Origin of the sequence: Citricoccus muralis, assembly GCF_029637705.1 — a bacterium.
In the GTDB taxonomy this organism is placed as follows: Bacteria; Actinomycetota; Actinomycetes; order Actinomycetales; family Micrococcaceae; genus CmP2.
In genome coordinates this window covers 2,425,326-2,451,974 of record NZ_CP121252.1, presented here as the reverse complement: position 1 = coordinate 2,451,974, position 26,649 = coordinate 2,425,326, and the positions used below count along the sequence as shown (strand labels likewise).

General features: G+C 65.7%; 22 protein-coding genes. 14 read left to right on the top strand and 8 right to left on the bottom strand.

What is annotated here, in order from left to right; all coding sequences use genetic code 11:
- Nucleotides 1-159 carry a hypothetical protein gene (locus P8192_RS11230; RefSeq protein WP_278157137.1) on the top strand — a complete coding sequence of 53 codons (159 nt, stop codon included), beginning with the start codon at nucleotides 1-3 and terminating at the stop codon, nucleotides 157-159.
- Nucleotides 160-279: 120 nt separating this feature from the next.
- Nucleotides 280-1,584, top strand: coding sequence for a glycine cleavage T C-terminal barrel domain-containing protein (locus P8192_RS11225; protein WP_278157136.1), 1,305 nt, complete (start codon nucleotides 280-282; stop codon nucleotides 1,582-1,584).
- A 27-nt stretch (nucleotides 1,585-1,611) separates the two neighbouring features.
- Here the strand turns inward: P8192_RS11225 and P8192_RS11220 are convergent, their stop codons facing one another.
- The gene (locus tag P8192_RS11220; protein ID WP_278157135.1) at nucleotides 1,612-3,075 is read right to left on the bottom strand and encodes an NCS2 family permease; all 1,464 of its coding nucleotides are present in this window, start codon (nucleotides 3,073-3,075) and stop codon (nucleotides 1,612-1,614) included.
- Between the two features lie 48 nt (nucleotides 3,076-3,123).
- Here P8192_RS11220 and P8192_RS11215 point away from each other — a divergent pair, with 48 nt between their 5' ends.
- The gene (locus P8192_RS11215) at nucleotides 3,124-4,398 is read left to right on the top strand and encodes an MFS transporter (RefSeq protein WP_278157134.1); all 1,275 of its coding nucleotides are present in this window, start codon (nucleotides 3,124-3,126) and stop codon (nucleotides 4,396-4,398) included.
- Nucleotide 4,399: 1 nt separating this feature from the next.
- Here the strand turns inward: P8192_RS11215 and P8192_RS11210 are convergent, their stop codons facing one another.
- Nucleotides 4,400-4,873 (bottom strand): Lrp/AsnC family transcriptional regulator, encoded by a 474-nt coding sequence (locus P8192_RS11210; protein WP_270107387.1) that lies wholly within the window; start codon nucleotides 4,871-4,873, stop codon nucleotides 4,400-4,402.
- A gap of 178 nt (nucleotides 4,874-5,051) precedes the next feature.
- On the opposite strand from P8192_RS11210, the gene P8192_RS11205 reads away from it, so the two are divergent.
- The 3 genes from P8192_RS11205 to P8192_RS11195 are packed head-to-tail and all read left to right on the top strand — an operon-like array spanning nucleotide 5,052 to nucleotide 8,757.
- Nucleotides 5,052-6,248, top strand: coding sequence for a thiamine pyrophosphate-dependent enzyme (locus P8192_RS11205; protein WP_431521180.1), 1,197 nt, complete (start codon nucleotides 5,052-5,054; stop codon nucleotides 6,246-6,248).
- Nucleotides 6,245-7,339, top strand: a complete 1,095-nt coding sequence (locus P8192_RS11200; protein WP_278157133.1) for an alpha-ketoacid dehydrogenase subunit beta — start codon at nucleotides 6,245-6,247, stop codon at nucleotides 7,337-7,339. Before P8192_RS11205 ends, P8192_RS11200 begins: the two co-directional genes overlap by 4 nt.
- A 2-nt stretch (nucleotides 7,340-7,341) precedes the next feature.
- Entirely contained in the window at nucleotides 7,342-8,757 is a 1,416-nt protein-coding gene (locus P8192_RS11195; protein ID WP_278157132.1) for a dihydrolipoamide acetyltransferase family protein, read from the top strand.
- A 21-nt stretch (nucleotides 8,758-8,778) separates the two neighbouring features.
- Here the strand turns inward: P8192_RS11195 and P8192_RS11190 are convergent, their stop codons facing one another.
- Nucleotides 8,779-9,855 carry a phosphatase PAP2 family protein gene (locus P8192_RS11190; RefSeq protein WP_278157130.1) on the bottom strand — a complete coding sequence of 359 codons (1,077 nt, stop codon included), beginning with the start codon at nucleotides 9,853-9,855 and terminating at the stop codon, nucleotides 8,779-8,781.
- Nucleotides 9,856-10,747: 892 nt separating this feature from the next.
- Here P8192_RS11190 and P8192_RS11185 point away from each other — a divergent pair.
- The 6 genes from P8192_RS11185 to P8192_RS11160 all read left to right on the top strand — a co-directional run bounded on the left by P8192_RS11185 (nucleotide 10,748) and on the right by P8192_RS11160 (nucleotide 19,123).
- Entirely contained in the window at nucleotides 10,748-12,943 is a 2,196-nt protein-coding gene (locus P8192_RS11185; RefSeq protein WP_278157128.1) for a SpaA isopeptide-forming pilin-related protein, read from the top strand.
- A 92-nt stretch (nucleotides 12,944-13,035) separates the two neighbouring features.
- A complete protein-coding gene (locus P8192_RS11180) occupies nucleotides 13,036-14,559 on the top strand; it encodes a SpaH/EbpB family LPXTG-anchored major pilin (RefSeq protein WP_278157126.1) in 1,524 nt (507 codons plus the stop codon).
- Nucleotides 14,560-14,661: 102 nt separating this feature from the next.
- Nucleotides 14,662-15,612 carry a class C sortase gene (locus tag P8192_RS11175; RefSeq protein ID WP_278157124.1) on the top strand — a complete coding sequence of 317 codons (951 nt, stop codon included), beginning with the start codon at nucleotides 14,662-14,664 and terminating at the stop codon, nucleotides 15,610-15,612.
- A 30-nt stretch (nucleotides 15,613-15,642) separates the two neighbouring features.
- A complete protein-coding gene (locus P8192_RS11170; RefSeq protein ID WP_278157122.1) occupies nucleotides 15,643-16,698 on the top strand; it encodes an o-succinylbenzoate synthase in 1,056 nt (351 codons plus the stop codon).
- Nucleotides 16,699-16,708: 10 nt separating this feature from the next.
- Entirely contained in the window at nucleotides 16,709-18,448 is a 1,740-nt protein-coding gene (gene menD, locus P8192_RS11165) for a 2-succinyl-5-enolpyruvyl-6-hydroxy-3-cyclohexene-1-carboxylic-acid synthase (RefSeq protein WP_278157120.1), read from the top strand.
- 75 nt (nucleotides 18,449-18,523) lie between these two features.
- A complete protein-coding gene (locus tag P8192_RS11160) occupies nucleotides 18,524-19,123 on the top strand; it encodes a PadR family transcriptional regulator (RefSeq protein WP_270107393.1) in 600 nt (199 codons plus the stop codon).
- Between the two features lie 24 nt (nucleotides 19,124-19,147).
- Here P8192_RS11160 and P8192_RS11155 read toward each other — a convergent pair whose 3' ends face one another.
- On the bottom strand, nucleotides 19,148-20,557 hold the full coding sequence (locus P8192_RS11155; protein WP_278157117.1) for an isochorismate synthase: 1,410 nt from the start codon (nucleotides 20,555-20,557) through the stop codon (nucleotides 19,148-19,150).
- A 21-nt stretch (nucleotides 20,558-20,578) separates the two neighbouring features.
- On the opposite strand from P8192_RS11155, the gene P8192_RS11150 reads away from it, so the two are divergent.
- Complete coding sequence (locus P8192_RS11150; protein WP_278157115.1) at nucleotides 20,579-21,943, top strand: NAD(P)/FAD-dependent oxidoreductase; 1,365 nt, start codon at nucleotides 20,579-20,581, stop codon at nucleotides 21,941-21,943.
- Nucleotides 21,944-21,953: 10 nt separating this feature from the next.
- Nucleotides 21,954-23,030, top strand: coding sequence for a polyprenyl synthetase family protein (locus P8192_RS11145; protein ID WP_278157112.1), 1,077 nt, complete (start codon nucleotides 21,954-21,956; stop codon nucleotides 23,028-23,030).
- Nucleotides 23,031-23,040: 10 nt separating this feature from the next.
- Here P8192_RS11145 and P8192_RS11140 read toward each other — a convergent pair whose 3' ends face one another.
- Genes P8192_RS11140 through P8192_RS11125 form a run of 4 tightly spaced genes read right to left on the bottom strand, consistent with a single transcriptional unit; the run spans nucleotide 23,041 to nucleotide 26,540 of the window.
- A complete protein-coding gene (locus tag P8192_RS11140; RefSeq protein ID WP_278157111.1) occupies nucleotides 23,041-23,538 on the bottom strand; it encodes an HIT family protein in 498 nt (165 codons plus the stop codon).
- Nucleotides 23,535-24,077, bottom strand: a complete 543-nt coding sequence (locus tag P8192_RS11135) for a hypothetical protein (protein WP_278157108.1) — start codon at nucleotides 24,075-24,077, stop codon at nucleotides 23,535-23,537. The genes P8192_RS11140 and P8192_RS11135 overlap by 4 nt, the downstream gene beginning before the upstream one ends.
- A 9-nt stretch (nucleotides 24,078-24,086) precedes the next feature.
- The gene (locus P8192_RS11130; RefSeq protein WP_278157106.1) at nucleotides 24,087-24,818 is read right to left on the bottom strand and encodes a FadR/GntR family transcriptional regulator; all 732 of its coding nucleotides are present in this window, start codon (nucleotides 24,816-24,818) and stop codon (nucleotides 24,087-24,089) included.
- Nucleotides 24,819-24,872: 54 nt separating this feature from the next.
- On the bottom strand, nucleotides 24,873-26,540 hold the full coding sequence (locus tag P8192_RS11125; RefSeq protein WP_278157104.1) for an L-lactate permease: 1,668 nt from the start codon (nucleotides 26,538-26,540) through the stop codon (nucleotides 24,873-24,875).
- Between the last annotated feature and the right edge of the window lie 109 nt (nucleotides 26,541-26,649).

Here is a 26,649-nt window from a genome sequence, read left to right as displayed (position 1 = left end):
GTGGCGAGAACGTTGTCGCTCGGCTTCCCGGCGCAGCTGGTCAACATCGACGACGGCGGTGATCCGCGGTGGCACCCCTTTGGTGCGCGGCTGATCCGGAAGTCCTCTGGTTTCTCCCAGGGGTCCTCGGGCGTGAAGCTCTCGTCCTGCGGGCGCTGAAGTACGCTCTGGAACACCCTTGTGCCCCGTGATCACTGGTCGTAGACTGGCCGCACCTGGAATGGTCTGGGATTCAAGTTTCATAAGGGAGAACTCCATCACCGGAGCTCAGGAGGAATCATGAATTACAACGTGCCTTCCGTCGATCAGAGCGACCGTCTCGTTCCGATCAACCTCCGCCAGTCCGGCCCCACGCCCGTGGAAATGCTCATTGATACCCGGGTGCGCAAGTCCCCGTATTGGGCGCTGTCGATGGAGCACGGGTGCTGGAGGGCCTCCGTGTACAACCGGATGTACCACCCCCGCGGTTACGTGCCGCGCGAGGAGGGTGGCATGTCCGTGGAATACGAATCCCTCGTCAACGACGTCACGCTGTGGAATGTCGCCGTCGAACGGCAAATTCAGGTCAAAGGTCCCGACGCCGAAAAGTTCGTCGATTTCGTCATTACCCGCGATGCCACCCGGATTCCGGTGATGCGCGCCCGCTATGTGATTCTGTGCAACGAGTCCGGCGGCATCCTCAATGACCCGGTGCTGTTGCGGCTGGCCGAGGACGAGTTCTGGTTCAGCCTCTCCGATTCCGACCTGATGCTGTGGTTGCAGGGGGTGAATGTGGGGCGGCGCTTCGACGTCGACATTGCAGAAATCGACGTCGCTCCCGTGCAGATTCAGGGGCCGAAATCGGTGGACCTGCTCGAGGATCTGATCGGTCCGGTAGCCCGCGAGATCCCCAGTTACGGTTTGCATGCCACCCAGATTGCCGGCCGCGACGTCGTCATTTCTCAAACGGGTTTCACCGGGGAGAAGGGGTATGAGGTATACCTGCGTGATGCCACGCAGCACGCGGAGGACCTGTGGAGTGCGGTGGTGGGAGCGGGGGATCGGCACCGGCTGCGCGTGGTGGCCCCGGCGCACCATCGGCGCATCGCCGCCGGTATCCTCTCCTGGGGGCAGGACATGGACGTCGAAACGCTCCCGTTCCAGGTAAATCTGGGGTATCAGGTGCCGCGCATGAAGTCGGCGAACTATATCGGCAAGGCCGCACTCGAGTCCGCACGCGCCCAGATTGAGGCGGGTCGGCCACCGTACAGAACCCAGTTGGTGGGGCTGAAGCTCGGCGGACGCCCGATTGACGACTACGCCCCGGATTTCTGGCTGATCAGTGCGAACCCGGAAGACAAACCGGTCGGCTACATCACCTCGCCCTGGTATTCCCCGGAGCTGGAGTGCAATATCGCCCTGGCACACGTACCAGTGGAATCCACCGCGCTAGGCACCGAGTTCTGGGTGCACCTTCCGGATCAGTACGTGGAAAACCCCGGAATTCCGGAGCGCGCCGAAGTAGTGGAGGTGCCGTTCCGGCCCTCGGTGAACCCGAACCAGCGCGAAATCCTGAAACAGAAAGGGCTCGACTCCGCCCTCTAGCCTGGGCGACCGCACGCCCCGTCGGGTCTACTCCAGACCGAAGATCCCGCGGAACACGCCGAGCCCGAAGTACAGCACGAAGGCGGCGGCCACCACCCAGAGCAGCGGGTGGACCTCTCTGGCGCGACCCTGCCCGGTACGAATCACGGCGTAGGCGATCATGCCGGCGCCGATGCCATTGGCGATCGAGTAAGTGAACGGCATCAGGATGAACGTCAAGAAGGCTGGCAGGGCGGCACCCCAGTCGCTCCAATCGATGTGCACGGCCTGGGTGACCATCATGAACCCGACGACCACGAGCGCGGGCGCGACCGCTTCGAAGGGCACCAGGTGGATCAGCGGCGTCAGGAACATGGCCACCAGGAACAGGACGCCGGTGATGATCGAGGCGAAACCGGTGCGCGCCCCCTCGCCCACACCGGTGCCGGACTCGACGAAGATCTGGTTGGCCGAGCCGGAGCCCGCACCACCAGCCGACACCGCCAGTGCGTCGACCATCAGCACCCGGTTCAGATGCGGGATATTGCCCTGCTCGTCCACGTTGCCGGCCTCGCGGGCAATGCCCACCGAGGTGCCCATCGCGTCGAAAAAGACCGAGAGCAGAATGGCGAACACCAGCAGTGAGGCGATCACCGGGCCCAATGAGGTGAAGGCGCCGAACAGGGAAACCTCGCCCAACAGCGACAGATCCGGTGCCGACCAGCCTTCGAGGCTCGGCGCGACGAGCGACCAGCCCAGCGGGTTGTCCGCGCTGGAGGCACCCACGTGAAACACCGCTTCCAGGATGTTGGCGAGCACGGTGGCCACCACAATGCCGATCAGGATGGCGCCGCGGACTTTGCGGGTGACCAGGATGGCGGTCACCAGCAGCCCGATCACGAACACCAGCACCGGCCAGCCGTTGAGCTCGCCGCCGGTGCCCAGACCTACCGGAACCGTGGTGCCGGCGGCGTCGGGGAGACGGCGCACGAACCCGGCATTCACCAAACCGATCAGGGCGATGAACAGGCCGATGCCGACCACAATGCCGGTTTTCAGTGCTTCCGGCACCGCATTGAACACCGCCTGGCGGAACCCGGTGGCCACCAGCACCACCATCACGAGTCCGGCGAGCACCACCAGACCCATCACCTCGGGCCAGGTCAGATTCGGGGTGGTGGCAATGGTGACGGCGAGGAACGCGTTAATACCGAGACCGGCGGCCAGTGCGAAGGGGTGGCGGGCCCACAGGCCCATGGCGATCGTGGTGATGCCGGCCAGCAGTGCAGTGATCGAGGCGACCTGGGGGATGCCCAGGGTGTTGCCAGCGGCGTCGGGACCGGAGAGCACCAGCGGGTTGAGGACGATGATGTAGCTCATCGCGAGGAACGTGGCGATGCCGCCGCGCACCTCCCGACCGAACGTCGAGCTGCGTTCGGAGATTTTGAAATATCGGTCGACGCCGTTGCGGGGGCGCGCGTTCGGATCAGTGTTCACAGTGGTGATCGCCATGCAGATATCGTAATGGTATTCGCACGTGGAGGAAGAATGGCACCCGGTATGAGAGACGACGCACCGCTGTCCCGGGCCTTCCAGATCTATGCGCCGTCGCTGGTCTATTCGCTCGGCGTGGGTGCGGTGACCCCGGCGATCGCCGCGGCGGCGTCGTATTTTGGGGCCACGCTCGCGCTCGCGGCAGCGTCGGTCACCCTGATCGGCGTGGGCTCCCTGATCGCCAACGCCCCGGCCGCGCATCTGGCCGCCCGGGCCGGCGAACGCACCACCATCATCGTCTCCGCCGCCTGGGGCACCCTGGGGGTGCTGCTCAGCTGGTGGATGGTGGCCGGCTGGTTCGGCGTGACAGGCACCCCGGCGTTCACCGGCTACCTGGCCGGGATCCTGATGATCGGCATGGCCGGGGCTGGGTTCAATCTGGCGCGGCAGTCGTATCTGGCGGTGGCGGTGCCGCCCAGTCACCGGGCCCGGGCCATGTCACTCCTGGGCGGGATGATGCGCATTGGCATGTTCGCCGGCCCCTTCCTCGGGGCGGGCGTGCAGGCGCTGATGGGACTGCAGGGCGCGTTTGCGGTGGGCACGACGGCGATGGGCGCGGCCATGGTGATCAGCCTGTGGATCCAGGAGCTCGAACCCGGGCGTGCCCCCACCCAGGACCAGCCCGGCCCGGTCACCCCTGTAGAGGCGCTGGACGCGGTCACCCAGCCGACCATGCGCGCCCTGGCCCGGCGCTACTGGAAGGTGCTGCTCTCCTCGGGGATCGGGGTGCTGTGCCTAGCGGCTACCCGCGCCTCCCGTTCCGCGGTGATTCCCTTGTGGGCCGAGCATCTCGGGCTTTCCCCGGCTCAGGCCTCGCTGATCTACGGGCTGGCGGGGGCGGTGGATACCCTGATGTTCTATCCGGCCGGCACGCTGATGGACCGCCGCGGACGCCGCATGGTCGCTGTGCCCTGCCTGGCCGTGCTCGCGGTGGGCATGGCGGTGGTGCCGTTCGCCGGTTCGGCCGGCTGGCTGATGGTGGCCGCGGTACTGATCGGGTTGGGCAACGGCTTCGGGGCCGGCATCGTGATGACCTTGGGTGCGGACTATTCCCCGCCGCAGGGTCGCGCCCAGTTCCTCGGGCTGTGGCGGTTACTTTCTGACGCCGGATTCCTCCTCGGCCCGATGCTGGTGGCCGGGGTGACCGCCGTGGCCTCGTTGGCCACTGGGATCTGGGCGCTGGCCGGACTCGCAGGTCTCGGGGCGCTGATCTTCGCGCGCACGCTCCCCGGCGGCCCGGGCCCGGTGGCTGAACCTCCGACGGATCCGGTGCCCCGCTGATTCACTCCAGGGCGGTGCGCGACTCGATGTCCTCGAAGATCATGTACGTCTGGGTGTCGACGACGCCGGGCAGGGTCTGAATCTGGTCGAAGACGACGGTGCGCAGGTCTGAAATCGATCCTGCACGCACCAGGAGCAGCACATCCATGTTCCCGCCCACCAGCGAGACGTGCCACACCTCCGGGATCTTCAGCAGTGCGGCCTTCAACGCGCGCCAGTTGTGTTGACGCAGTTTCAGCATCACGTGGGCGGAGGCTCCCAGGCCGATTTTCACCGGGTCAATCACTGCGGAATACCCGGTAATCACCCCCGAATCCTGCAGGCGCCGCAGGCGCGCATAGCAGTGGGCGCGGGAGACATGAACGTGCTCGGCGAGTGCGGCCACTGCCATGCGCCCGTCTTGGGTCAGCGCGGAGATGATGCGCAGATCGACGTCGTCCAGATCCTCCGCCACGGAGGGGGTCAGGCTCACCATTGGTACCTCGGGTCCATTCGAATGCCAGAACTGTTTATGTGACTGGGCTCACAGTATCAAAATGTTTTCGAGATTGCACGGATGGTGATCGATCTGTCTGGGAAATTCCGAAAAACCTCGGACGATCGTGCATGAACGGGACAATGAAAGCACGAGATGTGTTGAGGGGAAGGATGTGATCCGCGTGACTGCAGAGCAGGACGCCGACCGGACTACCACTGAGGTGCCCTGGGCCGAACAGTCGGCCCAGTCGTTCGGCATCACGATTGAAGACTACTTGCTGCCCACCCACGGGCGCATTCAGCTGATTTCTCCCGAAGGCGCCCTGCTGCCGGTGGAGGAACAGGGCAGCACGCCCGGGCATGAGTACCCGATGCCTGATCATGAAACGCTGCTGAACGCGTACCGACAGCTGGTGATCGGGCGCCGCGTGAACGACCAGAATCACGCGCTGGTCCGCCAGGGGCGGATGGCCGTGTACCCGTCGTCGCACGGCCAGGAGGCCTCGGAGGTGGCGGCCGCACTCTGCCTCGACGCCCGCGACTGGCTCTTCCCCACCTACCGTGACACCGTGGCGGTGCTGGCTCGCGGCGTTGCGCCCCTGGACGTGATGACCTCGTTCCGCGGTGACTGGCACTGCGGCTACGACCCGATCGAACACCGCACCGCCGCGCAGTCCACTCCGCTGACCACCCAGCTGCTGCACGCCGTCGGTCTGGCCCAGGCCGCCCGACTCAAGGGCGAGGACACCGTGGTGCTGGGCATGGTGGGCGACGGCGGCACCTCCGAGGGTGACTTCCACGAGGCGCTGAACTTCGCCGCGGTGTTCAAACTTCCGGTGATCTTCTTCGTGCAGAACAACAAGTACGCGATCTCGGTGCCGATCGCGAAACAGACCGCAGCGCCGTCCATTGCTCATAAAGCGGTGGGGTATGGCGTGGCTGGCGAGCGAGTGGACGGCAACGACCTGGCTGCGCTGCTGGCCGTGCTGGGCCGGGCGGTCTCGCTGTGCCGCGAGGGAGGTGGCCCCTTCTTGGTGGAGGCCGACACCTACCGCATGCAGGCGCACACCAACGCCGATGACGCCACTCGCTACCGCCACGATGAAGAAGTCGCCGAATGGCAGCATAAGGACCCGCTGAAGCGGATGCGCAGCTACCTGACTGAGGCGAATGTGCTGAACGACGACGTCGAAACCGAGATCACGGAAGCCGCTGAGAACGTGGCCCGGGGGTTGCGCGAGGCGATGAGCGTGCAGCCGGAACTGCATCCCCTGGAACTGTTTGACCACGTCTACACCGTGCAGACCCCGCAGCTGGCCGCCCAGCGCGCGCAGCTGGCGGAGGAACTCGAGCGCGAAGGAGCCGGATCATGAGCACCGCGACGACCACGACCAAGAGCACCAAGCAGTCGACGGTGACCTTTGCCGCCGCCCTGAATGCCGCGCTCGCCGACGAGATGGCGGACAACGACATGGTGGTGGTGTGCGGCGAGGACGTCGGCACCCTGGGCGGAGTTTTCCGCATCACCGAGGGGCTGACCCAGCAGTTCGGGGAATCCCGCTGCTTCGACACCCCGCTGGCCGAATCCGGCATCGCCGGCACCGCGGTCGGCATGGCGCTGGGCGGGGCGCGCCCCGTCATTGAGATGCAGTTTGACGCCTTCGCCTACCCGGCGTTTGAGCAGATCGCCTCGCATATCGCCAAGATGCGCAATCGCACCAAGGGCCGGGCGCCGCTACCGATCACTATCCGAGTTCCCTACGGGGGCGGCATCGGCGGGGTGGAGCACCACTGCGACTCCTCCGAGTCCTATTACGCGCATACCCCGGGGCTGAAGGTGTACACCCCGGCTACCGTGTCGGACGCGTACCTGATGCTGCGTGCTGCGATCCGGCTGGACGACCCCGTGGTGTTTATGGAGCCAAAGAAGCTGTACTGGACGAAGTCCGAAGTGTCGCTGGAGGAGTTGCGCGCCGAATTTGAAGCCCGCTGGGCGAAGGTCGAGTCCGCCCGCGACCAGGGCGAGGCTTGGGCGCGTGCCTCGGTGGCCCGCACCGGCGACGACGTTACTCTGGTGACCTACGGCCCCTCGGTGGTCACCTGCCTGGCGGCCGCCGAAGCCGCAGCCCAGGAGGGGCGCAGCGTGGAGGTGGTGGACCTGCGCACCATCAACCCACTGGACGAGGACACCGTGGCCGCCTCGGTGGAGAAGACCGGTCGCGCCGTCGTCGTCGCCGAGCCGCAGGGCTTCGCCTCGGTGGCCTCTGAGCTGGTGGCGCGGATTCAGCAGCGCTGCTTCCACTCGCTGGCCGCACCGGTGCTGCGGGTGACGGGGTTCGACATCCCCTACCCCGCACCGATGCTGGAGAAGTACCACCTGCCCAACGTCGACCGGATTCTGGACGCGATCGATGATCTGCAATGGGACGAGACGGCGCTGCGTTCGCCGGAAGGAGTGCGGTGATCATGGCGCAGACATTTGATCTCCCCGATCTGGGTGAGGGCCTCACCGAGGCCGAGCTCGTGCGCTGGCTGGTGGCCGAGGGCGATGTGGTCGTCGTCGATCAGCCCATTGCCGAGGTGGAGACCGCCAAGGCGCTGGTCGAGGTACCCTGCCCCTACGCTGGCACCGTGCTCACTCTGCACGGTGCCGAGGGCGAGACCATGCTCGTCGATGCCCCGTTGATCACCGTCGGCGACCCGGAAGCGGCAACCGGGAAGTCCACCGAGCAGCCGGGCGCGTTGAGCTACCGCGAGGAGGAGCAGGCTGGGGTCAAGCCGGAGCGGGGTCCGGGCGGCGATGGAGCGGAGGGCAACGCGGACGACGAGGGCTCCGGTTCGGTGCTCATCGGCTACGGCACCACCGGCGCCAAGGCCACCGGACGTACCCGGGCGCGCAAGACTTCCGCGCCCGCTCCGGCCGCCTTGGCCTCAACAGGGGCATCGACCGGACGTGCCCCGCGGGTCATCTCCCCGCTGGTGCGCGGACTGGCGCGTCGGCACGGGCTTGATCTCGCCGCAGTGCAGGGCTCTGGCCCGGACGGGCTGATCCTGCGTGCCGACGTCGAAGCCGCGGTTTCTGCTGCGTCGTCCACCACCGGTGCTGCTGCAGGTGCCGCCACCGTAGCCGCCGGGGCTCCGGTGCCCTCGGGTGAGGTTGATTCCCGCTCCGGGCTCGCCATCGCTGAGCGCATTCCCGTCAAAGGCGTGCGCAAGATGGTGGCCGAGCAGATGGTGCGCTCGCGTCGCACCATTCCGGAAGCCACCGCCTGGCTGGATGTCGATGTCACGAAACTCGTGGAGCTCCGCGCGGAGCTCAAGGCCCAGGACGCCAGTGCTGCACCCAGTTTGCTGGCCCTGATCGCCCGGTTCACCACCGCCGCGCTGCAGCGCTACCCGGTGATGAATTCGCGGGTGGTCGGAGAGGGCGACACCGGCGAGGAGATCCTGCATTTCGACGGCATCAACCTCGGCCTGGCCGCCCAGACTGACCGCGGTCTCGTGGTTCCGGCGATCGAGCACGCCGAGAAGCTCTCGGCCCGCGAGCTGAACACCGCGATTGCCGAGCTGGTGGGCAAGGCCCGGGACGGCAAGTGCACCCCCGCCGAGCTGACCCGCGGCACCTTCACCTTGAACAATTACGGGGTTTTCGGCACCGACGGTGCGGCCGCCATCATCAACGCCCCGGAGGTCGCGATCCTCGGGGTGGGCCGAATTATCGATCGCCCCTGGGTGGTCGAGGGTGAGATCCTGGTGCGCAAGGTGACCGAGCTGACCTTATCGTTCGACCATCGGGTCACCGACGGCGGCACCGCCTCGGCGTTCTTGACCATGGTCGCTCGTGCCATGGAGAACCCGGCCTCCGCCCTGGCTGACCTCTAGGGGTACGTAAAAGGGATCAGCTCAGTTCTTCCGGCCGGCTTCCCAGCGGAAGAACGAGGAGAGGAAAGCGAAGAGCACGAAGCCGCCCCCCGCGGCGAACAGTACGCCGGAGAGTAGGTACCACGACGAGGTGCCGAATCCGGAGTCCACCGTCGCGGGGAGCGCTTCGGCTCCGCCTACCGGCAGTAGCGCCAGCCAGGCTCCGGCCAGCATGGCCGCACCGGTGAGCCACATCAGCACGTCCCACATGGGATGCCCGGAGGGCCAGGGGTAGCGGTGCGTGCGCGAGGAGAGCATGTTCCAGTTCGCCCCGGTTCGGAAGGTCACGAACCCACCCACGAGCCCCCAGATTCCGGCCACCAGATAGGCCGCCACCATGTCCGAGGGGCGATGCCACGCCTCGACGAAAGTCCCCACCCCGACGGCGGTTGCGAATAGGGCGCCGATGAACGCCACCGCCGGACGCCAGCGCGGGGCCACCACCAAGAACACCGCAACGACAGCCGCAGCGGCGAAGGTCGTGTGCCCGGAGGGCAGTGAATTCCCCGTGTAATACGGCACGCCGTTGTCGAGCATGGGGCGGTCGAGAACGAGATTCTTCAGGACCTGCGTCGTCAGATTCGCTGCCCCGAAGGTCGCTGCCGCGATGAGCGAGGCCAACCAGCGCCGTCGGTACACGGTGAGCACGACGAACGCCAGAATCGCGATGACCCCCACCACCTGCGGCAGATACTGAAGCAGTTGTGCGGTGGCGGCGTGCAGGTCGGGCAATGATTCCGAGGCCGACTGCAGGGCCGCGTACTCCCAGACCTGGCCCAGGTTCGTGGTGACGAAGATCCGGTGGACGAAGCCCAGGCCCACCACCAGCACGATCATGGCCATTAGCCATGCCCACACCCGCGCCCCGGGGAGACGGCGCGCCTCCGGCACATAGGCCGGTGCGGTGCGCAGCGCGCGAGTGGGGTGGACGGGCACCCTTAGATCGGTGGCCGACTGAATCTCGACGTCGTCCGGCTCCGGTGCCCGGGAACCTCGGGTCGGTTCAGCAGGCAGGGGCCGCCGCGCGGAGATGGGTTCGGAACGACGATGCTCGGTCACCTCTCTATTGTCGCTGATGGTTCGACGGAAGCGGTGGCAAGAAGGCGGCCGCGTCATATTTGACTACTGGTGCGTAAAGTTGTTAATCATCAGGGTAAGATTTAAGTGTCTTATTACCTGTGAGTGGACTTGCGGGTAGTAGTGAATATCACAGTTTCATGACGTGTCACTCCAGGGTTCGTGTACGGCGAACCCCTATTTGACGTGCGCAAATGGCGTGCGAACTCAGGGCCTGCAAGCCCTCTGGGCACTCTCTGAGTAATCTTCGAATTTTAACTGGACGTTCATTGCCTGAGGGTATAGGTTCCTGCTGTAGTTATAGTTCAGTTAAAATCATCACCGCTCGAAAAACTGAACCTACTTTCAAAATATGAACTAGTCTCATCTGGCTCCAACGTCGCATGCTCGTGCGTCCATGCCGTATGTGAGCCGAGGGTAAAGAGGTCAAGCTGCGATGAGTGTGGATACCGCTGTGTCACATGGTGTGAAGTGGCGTCGTCGGCGAGGGGTATTCTCGCGCCGGTTGCGTGGAGCTGCCGTGGTGACAGCGGCCCTTCCGGCACTGATGTTGTCGTCTTTTACCCCGGCCTCGGCCGACGAGACTCCTTCTGCAGCCGTGCCGACCACGGTGGAAAGCCCCTCAGCGACACAGGCACCTAGCCTGTCCAATGCGGGGCATGTGGCGTCAGACGAGTCTCTGCCCAGCGAATCAGCATCTGCGCCTGAGTCGCCAGTGGCGGAGTCGGGCGAATCTCGGTCTCCTGCGGAAACTGCTTCCCCTGCCGAGGGTCCCCCAGATCAATCAGCACGGTCTCTGATTCAGCCGTTGTCCACTGGGTTAGGGCCGATCTGCCAGCCGGGTTACGTCTATTCCGTCGCCAACAACGGCACTGTGCGTCAGATCACTCCTGAAGGCCAAATATCGGATCTTGGTAGTTGGACGGCGAACCCGCCCCAGGGTATTAACGGGCTTGCTATCGGCGCCGATGGTGCGACCATGTATGCTCACGGCCGTGCGGGGAATGCAGCTCAGAACGTTTCCTCGATTCTGGAGTACCGACGAGACACTGGCGTATGGCGGACGGTACCGAATACGAGCTTCACCACGGGAGCAAACAGGAGTCTCGTGGCGGGGGCGGTAAACCTGGCTAACGGCCGCTATCTCTTCGGTGCCTATCATCAGACACCCTCCGGCGGAGGGAACCAGGGTCAACTCTGGTTCTACGTATACGAGTACAACCCGGCTACGGAAACGACGCGGACGGTCGGCTACATCAATACTGGTTTGCCCGGCAACACGACTGCGAATGGTGACATTGCTTTCGATGCCAACGGAAACCTCTACGTCGTTCGAAGCGGAACGACTACGAGTATCTACAGCGTGACCGCCGCAGAGCTTGCGCGTGGCACCGGCTCGAATAATCAGCTACAGCACTCCGCCACTGAATCGCGCAGTGGGATCTTGTCGAACGTCAATGGCATCGCCTTCGACGCCGATGGATTGGTTTATCTGGGTAACGGCACCACGGTCCGGAAGTACAACCCGACGACCTGGCAGCAGGTGGGAGGCAACGTGACGACCTCACTGAGCAACAGTACCGACTTGGCCAACTGTAATTCGCCCGCCAACCTCACCGTCAAGAAGAATGTCGACTCGCGTGTCCAAAGCACAGACCAGTTTTCGTTGAATGTCCACAGTGGCGCCACGCTCGTGTCAACAGCGACGACCACCGGAACTGCTAACGGAATTCAGCCTATCCAGGTGGGGCCTGTTCCCGTCGTCGCGGGTCAAACCTACCGAATCTCCGAGACCGCAGCGGGGACCACTCAGTTATCTTCCTATGGCGCTTCATACGTTTGTCGCGAAGGCGAGCGTGTCATAGCCAGCGGCGAGGGGATCAGCGGAACCGTGCAGATCCCTGCCCTGGTGGGCGGACAACCCGGAGCTTCTGTCGAGTGCATCTTCACCAATACTCCGCTCGAGGCTGAGGTGAGCGTGCAGAAAATCGTGCAAGACGCGTCCGGCGAGAACCCACAACCTGCCAGTGGCTGGACCGTCAACGCAGCGCCGCAGAGCGGTGCCACTCGTGCGCCGAACAACCAGCAGCAAACGGCTGGTTCCGAAGGGCGCGCCGACTGGAAACTGCAGTTCACCAGTTCGTCCGCGGTGAATCTCACCGTGTCAGAGACCATGCAAGACGACTACGAATTCGTCTCTGCTACTTGTGAAGTGGTGGACGCAGCCGGTGCTGAGCGAACCGTCACATTGTCCTCGGAGTCGGGAACAGTTTCCGGCGTTCGCCCCGGCGACAGCGTCGACTGCACCTTCGTGAACAAGCTGAAATCCTCGTTCCTCACCTTGGTGAAGGAGATCCAGGAACCGATCTTTGACCCGGATGCGGACGCGTCGCAGTGGGAGCTCTCCGCGCAGGGCGCGAACGCAGCTCTGGCCGGCATCACGGACAGTGCCGCCGTGACGAAGGTTCAGGTCCCCCACGGCTCCTACACCTTATCGGAGGAACTGCGGTCCGATCTTTCGGCAAAGTCGGCCGGGTACCAGCAGGCTGACCTCACTTGTGTAGATGTCTCGGACCCCGATGGCACTGACCTTGAGATCAGGGATGACTCGGTCGCTGTCGGGATCGGCAGCGATATCGTGTGCACCTTCGTGAACGAAACCCTTCCGGGATCCATCTCTTGGGCGAAAGTTGCCGAAGGTTCGGGCGAGCCGCTGAACGGCTCCGAATGGACCATGGTTGGGCCCTCCCATCCCGATGGCTTTGACGTGACTGGCAACGAAGACGGCGAATTCTCGGTAGAGAACCTGATTTGGGGCAACTACACGGTCACCGAAACACGTGCGCCCGTCGGCTACGTGCGCGACGCAGAGTTCACCGCCGAGGTCGGTCCTGCCAGCCTGCATCACGAGGCAGGCGACATCGTCAACCCGCAGCAAGACCCGCTGATCATTCCGCTCACGGGCGGATTCGGCTCGCACCTGTACTGGATCGGTGGGGGAATCCTCGCCTTCCTTGCCCTGGCGATCGCCTTCTGGAAATTCCGGAGAGGAGCCGCCCACACCGGATGATCCACATGACCCAACTCCTCATGAATCTCTATTGACCTTCCCTGTTTGTTTCCGCCAGCTCGACTGGCACTGCATATGAAAGAGAAAAACACATGACCCACTCACTCTCACGCCTTCGGCGCGGCACCATCGCGGCAGTGACCGCGATCCTGCTGGCCATGGTCGGCTTGATCGGGGTCGGCTCCGCCGCGAACGCGGCGCCGTCCTTCGGCAACATCAATGAAAACGCCAGCGGTGTCATTCACATCCACAAGCACGAGACCCAGACCTCCACCGGCGCCGTCGCATCGCCCGACGGCTCCGAGTCGATCCCCAGTGACGGCGTTGCAGGCGTGACTTTCACTGCCTACGAAATCGTGGACGGCGACGGCAACCTCGTCGATCTCACGGTTCCTGGCAACTGGGATGACCTGAGCGGTCTGTCGGTCAGCGCTGACGGTTCCACGCTGAACGGCGCTCCCGCTGGCTGGACGATTGGCGATGTCGCTGGCGTTTCCGGTGCCACCAACGCCGATGGCGAAGCCTCCATCAACATCGACAGCATTGGCGCCTACGTCGTCGTCGAGACCGACGCTCCGGCGAACGTGATCCAGACTGCACTGCCCTTCATCGTGACTATCCCATTCCCGCACGGTGACGGCTGGCTCTACGACGTGCACGTGTATCCGAAGAACGGTCTGACGGATGTTTCCAAGACCATCGAAGCCCAGGAAGGCCTTGGCCTCGGCAGCGTTGTCAGCTTCCCCGTGACGACCAACCTGCCCGGCCTGGAGCCGGGGCTGGACTTCACCAGCTTCGTCATCCAGGACACCCTGGACAACCGCCTCGGCAACCTCGAGGTCGCATCGGTTCAGGTGAACGGCACCGACGTGCCGAGCGGTCACTACGATGTGGTGGCCAACGGCCAAACCCTGCGCGTGGTGTTCAATGTGGGCTCCGCCGACACCCAGGCATGGCTGCGCGCCAACGGTGGCGAGCAGATCGTGACCACCTTCCAGGGCACCGTTGAGAGCATCGCCAACGGTGTGATCACCAACGAGGCAACCGTCTTCGTCAATGACCCGAACGAGGACAACGGCATCACCTCGGATGAGGTGCGCACCAACTGGGGCGACATCAAGATCCGCAAGATCGATTCCAGCGATACCTCGGCAACCCTCGACGGTGCTGAGTTCGAGGTCTACGCGATCGACGATGCCTACACGCAGCCGACCGATCTGGAAGCCGCCATTGCCGGCGCTACGCCGCTCACCGTGGGCGGCAGCTCGGTGTTCACCTCGGTGGATGGCATCGTGACTATCCCAGGTCTGTTCGTCAGCGATAGCGAGAACGCTCCGATCAACGCTCAGTCTCGCTGGTACATCGTCAAGGAGATTCAGGCTCCGGCCGGGTTCGTCACTCCTGAAGGCGCTGCTGCACTGCGTGCCGTGAACGTTCAGATCGGCGTCACCGCGGAGCAGGACATCACCGTGGAGAACGTTCAGCAGGACGTCCCCGAGCTGCCACTGACGGGTGCGGCCGGTCAGATTTTGATGATCATCGGCGGTATCGCCCTGCTGCTCATCGCCGCTGGACTGGTGATGATGAAGCGCCGTCAGGCCACTGCACAGCAGTAAGTCCGACCCCGCTCGCCGGCGTGTCCGGTGACTGATGAAGGTGGTGGCGGTTCCACGAACCGCCACCACCTTCTCTGCACGTTTGAGGAAGAAGGAAGCCGGATGACCGTCGACACGCCATCACGACCGAGACATGGCAAGGCGCCAGCAGCTGAGCTCCGCGCCTGGCGGCCCAACAAACTGACGATCATCATCGCGGTGATCGCGTTGGTCGGCGCCGGCGTCCTTCTCTATCCGAGCACCGCCAGCTGGATCACCTCGTACAATCAGTCCAAGCTGATCGTGGATTATTCCGATCAGATCGAGAACGTGCACCCCAGCGCCTCCGAACAGCTGGCAATGGCACATCGGTATAACGAAGCACTCCAGGCCGGGGTGAATCTAGAAGCCAACGCCAATATCGCCGTCGGCGACGGCACCCTGCGGGACGAGAGCCTCGACTACGAGAACATCCTCTCCGCCAATGATCAAGGATTGATGGCGCGGGTGAAGATCCCCGCCATCGAGGTTGACCTACCGATCTACCACGGCACCTCAGACGAGATCCTGAACCGGGGTGCCGGACATCTTGAAGGGTCGCACTTGCCCATTGGCGGAGCCGACACGCATTCGGTGATCACTGCTCATCGAGGACTGGCCAATGCTGAGATGTTCACGAACCTCGACCAGGTCGAGGTCGGGGATCGCTTCACCATGGAAGTCTTCGGAGAGGTACTGACTTACGAAGTCCGTGAGACGAAGGTCGTTCAACCGGACGACACCGATACCCTGCGCCCCGTGGCCGGACGGGACCTGGTGACCCTGATCACCTGCACGCCGTTAGGTATTAACACTCACCGAATCCTGGTGACTGGCGAACGCGTCACCCCCACACCCATTGAAGACGTGACAGGTGCGGGACAGGCTCCCGAAATTCCTGGATTCCCGTGGTGGTCCGTGATCTATCTGACCACGATCCTGGTTGTCGGAGTCTTCATTTGGCGCTCGGGATACTCCGACGCCCGTGCGGCGGCGCGACTGACGGCGCGCAAGAGCGCGATCGCTGAGGCGTGACGCTGCCGCTGACTCACTAGACTCGGCACCATGGTCGATTCTGCTGTGCCCGAACTGCCCGCCCCGCCGCCGCTCGAGGAACTGCTGGCCCAGGCGGTCGTGGTCGGACTGCCGATGAACACGCGGTTCCGGGGCACCACGCTGCGTCAGGTCATGCTGCTGCGCGGCCCGCACGGTTGGGCGGAATTCTCGCCCTTCCCCGAATACGACGCCGTCGAGTCCTCACGCTGGCTCGCCGCCGCCGTGGAGGCCGGATGGCAGGGTTGGCCTGCCCCCGTACGCGACTGGATCCCGGTGAATGCCACCGTGCCCGCTGTGCCCGCCCGCGACGTGCCCGCGGTGCTCGCCCGCTATGGCCAGGGCGTGGGCGCGGTGAAGATCAAGGTCGCCGAATCTGGACAGCAGCTCAGTAACGACCTGGACCGGGTGTCCGCGGTGCGCGACGCGCTACCGGAAGCTGGACTGCGCATCGACGCCAACGCCGGCTGGGACCATGACACCGCGCTGGAGGCGCTGAGCCGGATCGCCGAGATCACCGAGTTGGAGTACGCCGAGCAACCGGTACCGGGTATCGATGGGCTGGCGCGGTTGCGCGAAGCACTGGCCGCCCGGGGGATCGACACCCTTCTGGCTGCCGACGAGGCGATCCGCAAGGAAACCGACCCACTGGCCGTGGCCCGCGCCGGCGCAGCGGAGGTAGCGGTGGTGAAGGTGCAACCGCTGGGCGGGGTACGCCGGGCCCTGGGCATCGTGAAGGCAGCCGGACTGGACGCGGTGGTGTCCTCCGCGCTGGATTCTTCCGTGGGGCTGGCCGGGGGAGTGGCGCTGGCAGCGGCGCTGCCGGAGCTGTCCTTCGCCTGCGGGTTGGGCACGGCTGCCCTATTCGCGGAAGACGTCGTTGTTGAACCATGGATCCCGCGTGGGGGCGGGATCGCGGTGCAGCCAGCGCCGGAACCCGACGCCGACGCACTGGAGAGGCTGCGCCTGCCGGAGGAGACTCAGCGGTGGTGGCGGGAGCGTCTCACCGCATCGCACGCGGTGCTGGCTGGAGGACACCGGCCAGAGACCGGGCTGGTTCGCCTCTAAGATGGAGGGCATGGACTCGCTGCTCACCGCCCGCACCACGGTTTCCGCGCTCCGCCAGGCCGGGGTGCGCGAGGTGGTGGTGGCCCCTGGTTCCCGCTCCGCGCCCCTGGTATACGCGCTGGCCGAGGTGGCCGGCGACGAGCTCGAGGGCACGGGTATGCAGATGCGGTTGCACGTGCGCGTCGACGAGCGCTCCGCCGCGTTCACCGCGCTCGGCATCGCCCTGTCCACCGGGCGACCCGCCGCCGTGCTCACCACCTCCGGCACTGCCGCGGGTAACCTGCTGCCGGCGATGATGGAAGCCGCCCACGCCGACGTGCGATTGGTGGCGATCACCGCCGACCGCCCCGACGAGCTGCAGGGCACTGGGGCGAACCAGACCACCGATCAGCGCTCGCTGTTCGGGGTGCACACCCGCCGCGTCGTCACCCTCACCGGGGATGGGAACACCGCCGGGGAGCTGCACGCCCAGGTGCTCGACGCCATGCGCTACGGAGCTGGGACCGTCGACTCCGCCCCCGGCCCCATCCACCTGAACCTGCGCTTCCGGGAACCGCTGGTGCCCCAGCCCGACGACCTGCGCCCCACGGCAGCGGCCGCCACCGGGCCCACCCCGGTCGTCCCCGCCGCGCAGAGCCTGGGGGAGGAGCTGAACCTCTACGTCACCGAGCTGCCCGAGCGTCGCACTGTGGTGGTGGCCGGGCACGACGCCGGACCCCTGGCTTCCGAGTTCGCCTCCGCTCTGGGACTCCCCCTGATGGCCGAGCCCAGCTCGAACGCTCGCTTCGGCCGCAACGCGCTCGCGGCGTACCCCCTGCTGCTCGGCCCCGGCGGCGGGCTGGGGGAGCAGGCCCACCCGCTGGGCGAGCACATCCAGCAGGTGGTGATGTTCGGTCGGCCCACCCTGTCTCGGCAGCTCTCCGCCCTGATGCGCCGCGACGACGTGTCCACCGTGCTGTACCACCCGCGCCCAGTGGGCTGGTTCGAGCGCGGACGCCGCCGCGAGGAGCTGGTGGACACCTTGGGTGAGCTCGCCCGCCGCGCCGGACAGGGCGCGCCGGGCTGGCTGGCCGCCTGGCAGGCCGCCTCGATGCGTGCCCAGGCCGCGCTGGAGCAGGCCCTGAACGAGCGCCAGGACGAGGTGGGCCGTCCCGGGGCGATGCGGGTCGCCCAGCTGCTGGCCTCCACCACCCAGGGCAATCTCGTGCTGGGTTCCTCCTCGGTGATCCGCGACGTCGACCTGGCGTGGCGGCCCGGAATCACGGCCACCTCCACCGTGTACGCTCACCGCGGGCTGGCGGGGATCGACGGCACGGTGTCCACCGCCTCCGGGATCGCGCTGGGCACCGGGACCCGCACCACGCTGCTCTGCGGAGACCTGACCTTCCTCTACGACACCAACGGATTGTGGCTGGGGCCGGAGGAAGAGGAACCGGACCTCGACATCGTGGTGATCAATGATCAGGGTGGTGCGATTTTCGCCGGGCTCGAGCACGGCGACGTGGCGCGACGACCCGGCATGGCGGGCACGGTGGAGCGATTCTTCGGCACCCCGCACCACGCTGATCTGGGTGCGCTGTGTGCGGCTCACGGGGTGGCATATCGGCGGCTGAATTCGGAATACGACGTCGTCGCCGCGCTGGGCGGACCCACCCAAGGCCGCCGGGTGTTGGAAGTCGTCTCCAATCGCGAGGCGCGCCCGGAAGTGCGTGCGGCGGTGGCTCGGCGCGTTCGTGCTACTTTTAGGTGATCCAGCTCACCCATTGCGGGTGGGCTGGCCCGATGTGGGGCAACCAGTACCAACACAGAACAAGGATCAATCACTATGAGTCTGCGGATGGCGCTGCTGGCGTTGCTGACCACCCAGCCGATGACCGGCTATGACCTGTCCCGACAGTTTTCGTCGTCGGTGGGCAATGTGTGGCACGCCGCTGACTCGCAGATCTATCCCGAGCTGCGCCGCATGCACAAGGAAGGGCTGCTGGATGCCGAATCGGTGCCGTGGGGATCCAAGGGCGCAACCAAGACCCAGTATCTGATCACGGACCAGGGGCGGGAAGCGGTGCGCGACTGGCAGGCCACGGTGCAGCCCTACACTCCGGACCGGGATCCGGCCCGACTAAAAGCCGCGTACTTTGAGTGGGCGGATTCCGCGGCGGTCGCAGCGCAGCTGAGGGCCCACATCCAACACTTTGAAACCGAACGGGCGCATGCGGAGCAGCAGTTGGAGGCGATCTCCAGCCGGGAGCAGCCCACCATTGCCCGTCGGCTGGAGCACTACTCCGCGGACGATCACGAGCGGATCCTGGCCTTCAAGCTCTTCGCCTACGAGGGAAAACGGGATCAGGCCCAGCACGAGATCGACTGGGCCAAGCGCGGGCTGAAGCTCGTCGACCAGCTCGGCGAGGGCCGGGTCGAGGTCTAGCTCGGCCGCCTTGCGCGGGGTCGGCTATTCGGACTCGGGTAGCTCCGCCAAAGCGGAGAGCATCGGGCGCATCTTCGCTTTGGTCTCGGCCAGCTCCGCCTCCGGGTCGGAACCGGCGACGATACCGCAGCCCGCGTAGAGGCGGATGGTGTGGGGCGATTCCAGCTGGCCCCCGCGTAAGGCGATCCCGAATTCGCCGTCGCCGCGGGCATCCACCCAACCCACCGGCCCGGCGTAGCGGCCACGGTCCATGCCGTGCTTCTCGTTTTCGAGGCGGTGGATTTCGTCGACTGCCTGGTCTCGCGGCGTACCGCCCACCGCAGCGGTCGGGTGCACCGCTTCGGCCAGGGTCACCACCGAGACGGGGGCGCCGTCGTCGTCGTTCAATTCTGCTGACACATCCGTGGCCAGATGCCAGACATTGGGCAGCCGTAGCACGAACGGGGTGTCCTGGGCGTGCAGGGAACGGGTGTAGGGCTGTAACCGTTCAACGAGGGAATCGATGGCGTAACGGTGTTCTTGGCGCTGCTTCGGATGATTCACCAGCTGCTCGGCCACATAGGCCTCGTCCGCGTCGGTGCTGGGAAACTGCCGCTCGGCATCCACCACATTCCGATCGGCGGTACCGGCCAGCACGCGGGCCTCGGCGTGGCCCTCCTTGCGGGCGATGAGCAACTCCGGGGTGGCCCCGACCAGGCCATGCACCAGGTAGGTCCAGCAGTGCTCGTAGTCGCGGGTGAGTCGGGTGAGGGTGCGGGGCACATCGATGCCCTCGGACAGGTAGACCACCTCGTCACGAGCCATCACGATTTTGCGTACCGGGCCGCGCTGCAGGGCGGATAGCGCCTCTGCCACTGATTCGACGTAGTCGTGCTCACCCATGGCCGCGCTGGGGATAGCTTGCAGCTCATGGACGGGAACCGAGGTGCGCGGCCAGGGGAAGTCGGCGATCTCTTTGCGTTTGAAGTGCACGGCGGTGCCCACAGGGTCCCAGAACTCGCGGGCCCGATCCATCATCTCTTCGGTGGTGACGGAGGCGGCTTTGCGTACAGACAGCTCATCGGTGTGTTCCATGGGGCGCTGCCACACCAGCCAGGTGCCCTCCGGGCGGTTGATGATGAGAATCTCGGGCACCGTGATCACCGATTCGGCGCGGGAGCGGGCATCGAAGGTAAACGAAGCGAAGGCCACCGGCACGTGCCGGCCCGGCACGGTGTCGCCGAAGACTCGGGCGCGCCCGGCCATGTCTTCCCACCAGTCGCGGGCATCGGCGAAGCGGGAGGGGCCGCGGGTAGTGGTGACGGCGGCCTCGCCCCAGCCCAGCAGTCCGGCACCATGACGCCACCACATCGAGGTCGGGCCAATATCGAGCAGGACAGGTATCGGCACCGACGCGGGGTTCACCGCCCGGACAACACACACGAGTTCAGTCATGACTCACCTAGACTAGCCGGTATGGTTCCCACCCAGAGCATTCCCCCGGCCGCCCCTGCCCGTAGCGACCATCGAGCTCAGGTACTCATTGCCGGGGGAGGCCCCGCCGGTGCGACCGCTGCCTGGCATCTGGCCCAGGCCGGGGTGGACGTGATCGTGTTGGAGAAGACGGCTTTCCCGCGGGAGAAGGTCTGCGGAGATGGGCTCACTCCGCAGGCGGTCCGTGAGATGGATCTGATGGGGTTGGACCACCCAGAGTCCGAGGGCTGGCGGCACATGCGCGGGCTGCGGCTGGTGGCTCACGGACGTGCGGTGGAGGTGCCCTGGCCGGAGACGGCCACCTGGCCGAACTACTCCCTGGTGCGCACCCGCCACGATTTCGACCATCTGCTCGCCGAGCACGCCGTCGCCGCCGGGGCCCGGTTGCTGCAGCGCCATTCGGTGACCGAGGCGCTGACATCGCCCGCAGGTACGGTGATCGGACTGCGTGCCGAACTGCTCTCCGAGACCGGGCGCAAAACCGGGAAATTCCAGGACTTCTACGCCGACGTCGTGCTGGCCTGTGATGGCAACTCCACGCGGACTGCTGTCTCCCTGGGTCTGGAGAAGCGCGACGACCGTCCCATGGGTGTGGCCGTGCGCGCCTACTACGACTCCCCGCGCCACGACGACGACTGGATCGAGTCCTGGTTGCAACTGCCCGACGCCGACGGCAACCCGCTGCCTGGCTACGGCTGGCTGTTCCCGGTGGGCGATGGCACCGTGAACGTCGGGCTGGGCATCCTCGACACCTCGCCCCAGTTCGGCACCCTGAACTATCGGACCGTGCTCAAGGACTGGACCGGCGCGCTCTCCGAGTCCTGGGGCATTTCGGAGGAGACCCGCGGCTCCAAGATCCTCTCGGCGGCGCTGCCCATGGGCTTCAACCGCACCCCGCAGTACGTGCCCGGCATGCTCTTGGTCGGCGATGCTGCAGGCATGGTGTCCCCGTTCAACGGCGAGGGTATTTCCTTTGCCATGGAAGCCGCGCGTCATGCCGCTGACCTCACGGTGACTGCCCTGGCTTCGCCCACCGTGTCGGGTCGGGAGGCCCAGCTCTCCCGCTACCCGCGACTGACCCGCGAGGAGTGGGGCTCCCATTTCGCCCTGGGCACGGTGTTCGCCCGGCTCATCGGCCACCCGCAGGTGCTGCGCGCCGCGCTGGCCACCGGGATGAGCGTTCCGGCCCTCTTGCGTGTCGTCGTGCAGATCATGTCGAACGTGGTGGATCCCGACGGCGCTTCGGCCGTGGACCGGGCCGTGCGCATCATCGAGTCCATGGTGCCGGCCGCTTCCACGCAGGACACCCAGATCAATCAGGGCGCATCAGCGGTCCAAGTTCGCTAGTGTGGTGCAGGTGAGTTCCGCAACCGACGACGCAGCAGGCCTGGCCGCGACCCTCAGCCTGCCTCCCGGGTTCGACGCCTTGGAAGAGCATGAGCAGCTGGTCAGCGCCCTCGTCGACTCCCTGAGCGTGATCGAGGATGAGCTGGCCGCTGCCCTGACTAACGCCGATCGGCTGGCAGACGACGTCTCCCGGCACCTGCTCGACGCCGGCGGCAAGCGCGTGCGTCCGCTGCTCACCGTGCTCGCCTCCCTGCTGGCCGACCCGAACGTGGCTGCGGGCACCACCGTGCAGATTTCCCCACAGGTGCGCCGCGTGGCCACCGTGATGGAACTGACCCACCTGGCCACCCTCTACCACGACGACGTGATGGACGAGGCCGAACTGCGCCGCGGCGCCCCCACCGCTCACCGCCAGTGGTCGAACCTGGTGGCGATCCTGGCCGGCGATTTGATCTTCGCCCGGGCCTCGCTGGGCATGTCCGAGATGGGCTACGACTCCATCAAAGTCCACGCCGAAACCTTCGAGGCTCTGGTGATGGGGCAACTCTGGGAGACCGTGGGCCCGCAGGACGATGAGGACCCGCTGGCGCACTACCTGAAGGTGATCAACGGCAAGACGGCGTCGCTGATCTCCGCCTCTGCTGGTCTTGGTGCGCTGCACGGCGGCTCCGATAAGACCACCATCGAGATCATGAAAGCGTACGGCGACTACGTGGGCATGGCGTTCCAGCTGGCCGACGACATCATCGACCTCACCGCGGAACAGGCCAATTCTGGGAAGATCCCGGGCACCGATCTCCGTGAACGGGTGGCCACCCTGCCCGTGTTGTTGCTGCGTCAGTCCGCCCAGAATGGCGACGACGACGCCGTGGCCGCGCTCGAGCTGGTGGACGGCCCGCTGGAGACGGATGAACAGTTGGATGCCGCCGTGCAGGCGGTGAAGTCCCACCCGGTGATCGACGAAGCCTGGTCGCTCACCCGCGCCTGGGCCGCCCGGGCCAAGCAGGCGCTGGAGCCGCTGGAGCCCACTCCGGTGACCGAGGCCCTGGCCCAGTTCGCCGACTACGTGGTGCACCGCAACGGCTGAGCTGCTGGGTTCAGATCAGCGTCGGAGCGGCGTCGAGTGCCGCCGCCAGTTCTTGCGCCTTGACCGCGCGCACTTCCGGATCCACCGGGTGGCGCAGCTGCCGGTAGAGCATGTCATCGGCGTACCGCGGGAACACATGCAGGTGGTAGTGCCACACGTGCTGATTCCCGGCCGGCTCGTTGTGCTGGCGGGTGCTGATGCCCTCCGGCGACCAGGCGTCCTTCATCGCGATCGCCACCTGACGGGCCATCAGGCCGATGCGTTGCATCACCCGATCCGGCATCTCGTAGAGGGTTTCGATGTGGGCGGCGGGACTGATCATGGCGTGACCCTCGTGCGGACCGAACCCGTCGACCGCCATGAACACGATCAGCTCGTCATCCTGATAGACGAGGTCTTCTAATGCGCAGCGATTCCCCGGGTCGGTGACATCACCGTTCACCAGCCCGCAGAACGGGCACACGTAATGCTCCGGGGCGTGCGAGGGGAATGCCCGTGCCCCGCTCATGAGCGCCCATCTTCGTCGTCGCGCTCATTGCCGGACTCAGACTCGGCGGTCTCGAGCATCCAGGCGAACAAGTCGGTGATGAACTCTGACACTGTGCCTTCCAGCGGACGCCACGCGCCCGTCTCGGCGTCGGCCCCGGAGCTGCGCTGTGCGACGAGCGGGTCCGGCAGGCTCAGCTGGTCCACTGGGATGCCCCACACGGTGGACTCCTCGGCGTCTTCAAGGAACATCAGATGCCCGTCGCGCACGTCGAACTCCTCGGGCGCGAAGAAAAAGTGGTCGGTTTCCAACACCTCTTCGCAACCGCCCACGGCCAGATAGAACCGACTCAGCGCCACCGGGATCTGCAGATCGGTCTCGGTGAAGTGCTGGGCCGCCGGGCTCTGCGCGCAGCGTGCGCCGAACTCCTGGGCGCTCATGCCTTCCTGAGCACTCCATTCGATGCCCAGCAATTCCGGGACCAGCCGGCGGTACGCGGGGGTGAACACATCCATGGGGTCGGAGGAACGGCGGGACGAAACAGAACGCGATGAGGCCATGCCACCAGTCTAGTGGTCGGCAGAGTCCCTGTCGGGCGCGCTCAGACGGTAGAACCAGGTGATGTGGTGGTGCAACGCGGCGGCCGCTGCCTCGCCGTCGCGGTCACGGAAGGTCTGCAGGATCGCCCGGTGCTGGACCTGCAACTCGGAGCGCACCGCGGGCCAGTCGGAGAGCCCGGCCACGGTTTCCTGCACGTAGCCGATCGTGGCCTGGCGCAGCGAGTCCATGATGGTCTCCACCACCACGTTGCCCGCCAGCGAGGTCAGCACCGTGTGGAACTCCGTGTCCAGCTCGTGGAAGCGGAACGAGGGCAGGTCCGGATCATCCATGACGTCGAGCAACGCCGCAGCCCGATCCAGGACCTCCTGACGCTGCTCCGACTCCGGTGCGGCGGCCGCATCCCGGGCGGATTGGGTTTCCAGCAGCAACCGGGTCTGGGCGATATCCCACACCGGCAGCGACTGGGTGGCGATGTGCATCCGCAGCGCCCAGGCCAGGGCGGTGGACGGTTCGGAGATGACCACCGCGCCGGCGCGCGGACCCGAACCGGTGGCCGAGCGCACCAGCCCCATGGCATCCAGGATCCGCACTCCCTCGCGCACCGAGGCCCGGGAAATGCCGAATTCCTCGGCCAGGTCGCGTTCGCTGGGCAGCTTGTCGCCCACCGCGATCTCACCGGAGCGAAGCCGTTGCTCCAGCCAATCGAGAACGATGGTGTAGGCGCGTGAGGCAGCGGGCACGATGTACTCCTGAGTTCAGAATGACCGATTCATCATACCCGCCGCCGTCGTGCCTTAGAGCGGCAGCATCCAGGCGAGCACGTTGGACTGCAGGAACACCACAGTGCACAGCAGCAGCAAGAGCCCCACTGACCACCAGATGACGGCCCGGAAGATGTGGGACTCTTTGCCGTCCATGTTCACGGCTGTGGCGGCAATGGCCAGGGACTGCGGAGAGATCATCTTGCCGACGACGCCGCCGGAGGTGTTCGCCGCGGTCAGCAGATGCGGGTCGAGGCTGGCCTCCAGCGCTGCGGTCTTCTGCAGGTTCGCGAAGAGGGCGTTGGCGGAGGTGTCCGAACCGGTGACGGCGGTGCCGATCCAGCCCAGCACCGGGGAGAAGAAGGCGAAGGCCGCTCCGAGCCCGGCCACCCAGGTGCCCATGGCGATGGTCTGGCCGGAGAAGTTCATGACGTAGGCCAGGGCCAGCACCGACACGATGGTCATCGCGGCGAAGCGCATCTTCCACATGGTGCGTCCGATCTCGGCCACGGCGTTGCCCAGGGTGAGACGGAAGGCGCCGTTGCCGTGGAAGATCGCATACACGACGGCGGTGATCAGCCCGGCGATCAGCAACAGGGTGCCAGGGCTGGACAACCACTGGAAGTTGTACACCGTGCCGGAAATCGGGTCCCCGGCGGCGTCCACCAGGCGCCCATCCAGTCCGGGCCAGGGCAGCTTGAGATCGGTGCCAGCCAGGGCCGCGGGTACGTTCACTCCGGCGGTCCATAGCTTGGCGATGCCAAACACCGCGACGACGATGACGTAGGGCAGCACCGCCATCCACACGCGCACCGCAGTGAGGGTCTCGGCCGGGGCGGGTGCCTCGACGCCCAGACGCTGACGGACTTCTTCGGTACCGCGCGGGTTCCAGAAACGCAGCAGGATCACAGCACCGGCCAGACCGGCCAGGGCGGCGACGACGTCGGTGAGCTCGTAGGAGAAGAAGGTGGCGCTCCACCACTGAGCCAGCGAGAAGCAGGCCCCGATCACCAGGGCTGCCGGCCAGGCCTCGCGCAGACCCCGACGTCCGTCGATGATCAACAACAGGAAGAACGGCACCATCACGGCCAACAGCGGGGCCTGGTGACCGACCACGGCGCCGATGGTGTTCGGGTCCAGGTCGGTGAGTACCCCGGCCGTGGTGATCGGAATACCGACGGCGCCGAACGCGACGGGTGCGGTGTTGGCAATCAGCACAACAGTCGCAGTCTTCAGCGGCTTCAGCCCGAGGGCCAGAATCATGGTGGCGGTGATGGCCACCGGGGCGCCGAATCCTGCCAGGGCCTCCAACAGACCGCCGAAGCAGAACGCAATCAGAATCGCCTGGATGCGCAGGTCGCCGCCGCCGATGGTGTCGAACAGGGTGCGCATGTCTTCAAAGCGGCCGCTCAGCACCGTGACCTGGTAGAACCACAGCGCCAGCACCACGATCCACACAATGGGGAAGAGCCCGAAGACTGCGCCCTGAGTGGCCGAGAGGACTGCCAGGTCCCAAGGCATCTGGAATCCGACAATGGCGACCAGCAGAGCTACCAGCAAGGCCACGGCACCACAGATGTGGGCGCGGGCCTTGACTACCAGCAGCATGACGAAGAACGTGATCAGCGGCAGTGCGCCGACCAGGGCGGAGAGACCGACGCTGTTGCCCACAGCATCGGTGAGGGCGGTGAAGGTGTCCACGATGGGCCTCCTGCTGTTGATGTGGTCCGACCACAGTGGTCTGACCACAGACTTTATATGAGATGCATCACATCGGTCAACCAGGATTTTCGCTGGTGGCACGATGGCG

Excerpts from the sequence above, each read along its gene's own strand:
- P8192_RS11150 (WP_278157115.1), top strand. The coding sequence starts at position 20,579 with ATGGTTCCCACCCAGAGCATTCCCCCGGCCGCCCCTGCCCGTAGCGAC.
- P8192_RS11195 (WP_278157132.1), top strand. The coding sequence starts at position 7,342 with ATGGCGCAGACATTTGATCTCCCCGATCTGGGTGAGGGCCTCACCGAG.
- P8192_RS11160 (WP_270107393.1), top strand. The coding sequence starts at position 18,524 with ATGAGTCTGCGGATGGCGCTGCTGGCGTTGCTGACCACCCAGCCGATG.
- P8192_RS11155 (WP_278157117.1), bottom strand. The coding sequence starts at position 20,557 with ATGACTGAACTCGTGTGTGTTGTCCGGGCGGTGAACCCCGCGTCGGTG.
- P8192_RS11135 (WP_278157108.1), bottom strand. The coding sequence starts at position 24,077 with ATGGCCTCATCGCGTTCTGTTTCGTCCCGCCGTTCCTCCGACCCCATG.
- P8192_RS11210 (WP_270107387.1), bottom strand. The coding sequence starts at position 4,873 with ATGGTGAGCCTGACCCCCTCCGTGGCGGAGGATCTGGACGACGTCGAT.
- P8192_RS11140 (WP_278157111.1), bottom strand. The coding sequence starts at position 23,538 with ATGAGCGGGGCACGGGCATTCCCCTCGCACGCCCCGGAGCATTACGTG.
- P8192_RS11170 (WP_278157122.1), top strand. The coding sequence starts at position 15,643 with ATGGTCGATTCTGCTGTGCCCGAACTGCCCGCCCCGCCGCCGCTCGAG.
- P8192_RS11220 (WP_278157135.1), bottom strand. The coding sequence starts at position 3,075 with ATGGCGATCACCACTGTGAACACTGATCCGAACGCGCGCCCCCGCAAC.
- P8192_RS11200 (WP_278157133.1), top strand. The coding sequence starts at position 6,245 with ATGAGCACCGCGACGACCACGACCAAGAGCACCAAGCAGTCGACGGTG.
- P8192_RS11175 (WP_278157124.1), top strand. The coding sequence starts at position 14,662 with ATGACCGTCGACACGCCATCACGACCGAGACATGGCAAGGCGCCAGCA.
- P8192_RS11225 (WP_278157136.1), top strand. The coding sequence starts at position 280 with ATGAATTACAACGTGCCTTCCGTCGATCAGAGCGACCGTCTCGTTCCG.
- menD (WP_278157120.1), top strand. The coding sequence starts at position 16,709 with ATGGACTCGCTGCTCACCGCCCGCACCACGGTTTCCGCGCTCCGCCAG.
- P8192_RS11215 (WP_278157134.1), top strand. The coding sequence starts at position 3,124 with ATGAGAGACGACGCACCGCTGTCCCGGGCCTTCCAGATCTATGCGCCG.
- P8192_RS11180 (WP_278157126.1), top strand. The coding sequence starts at position 13,036 with ATGACCCACTCACTCTCACGCCTTCGGCGCGGCACCATCGCGGCAGTG.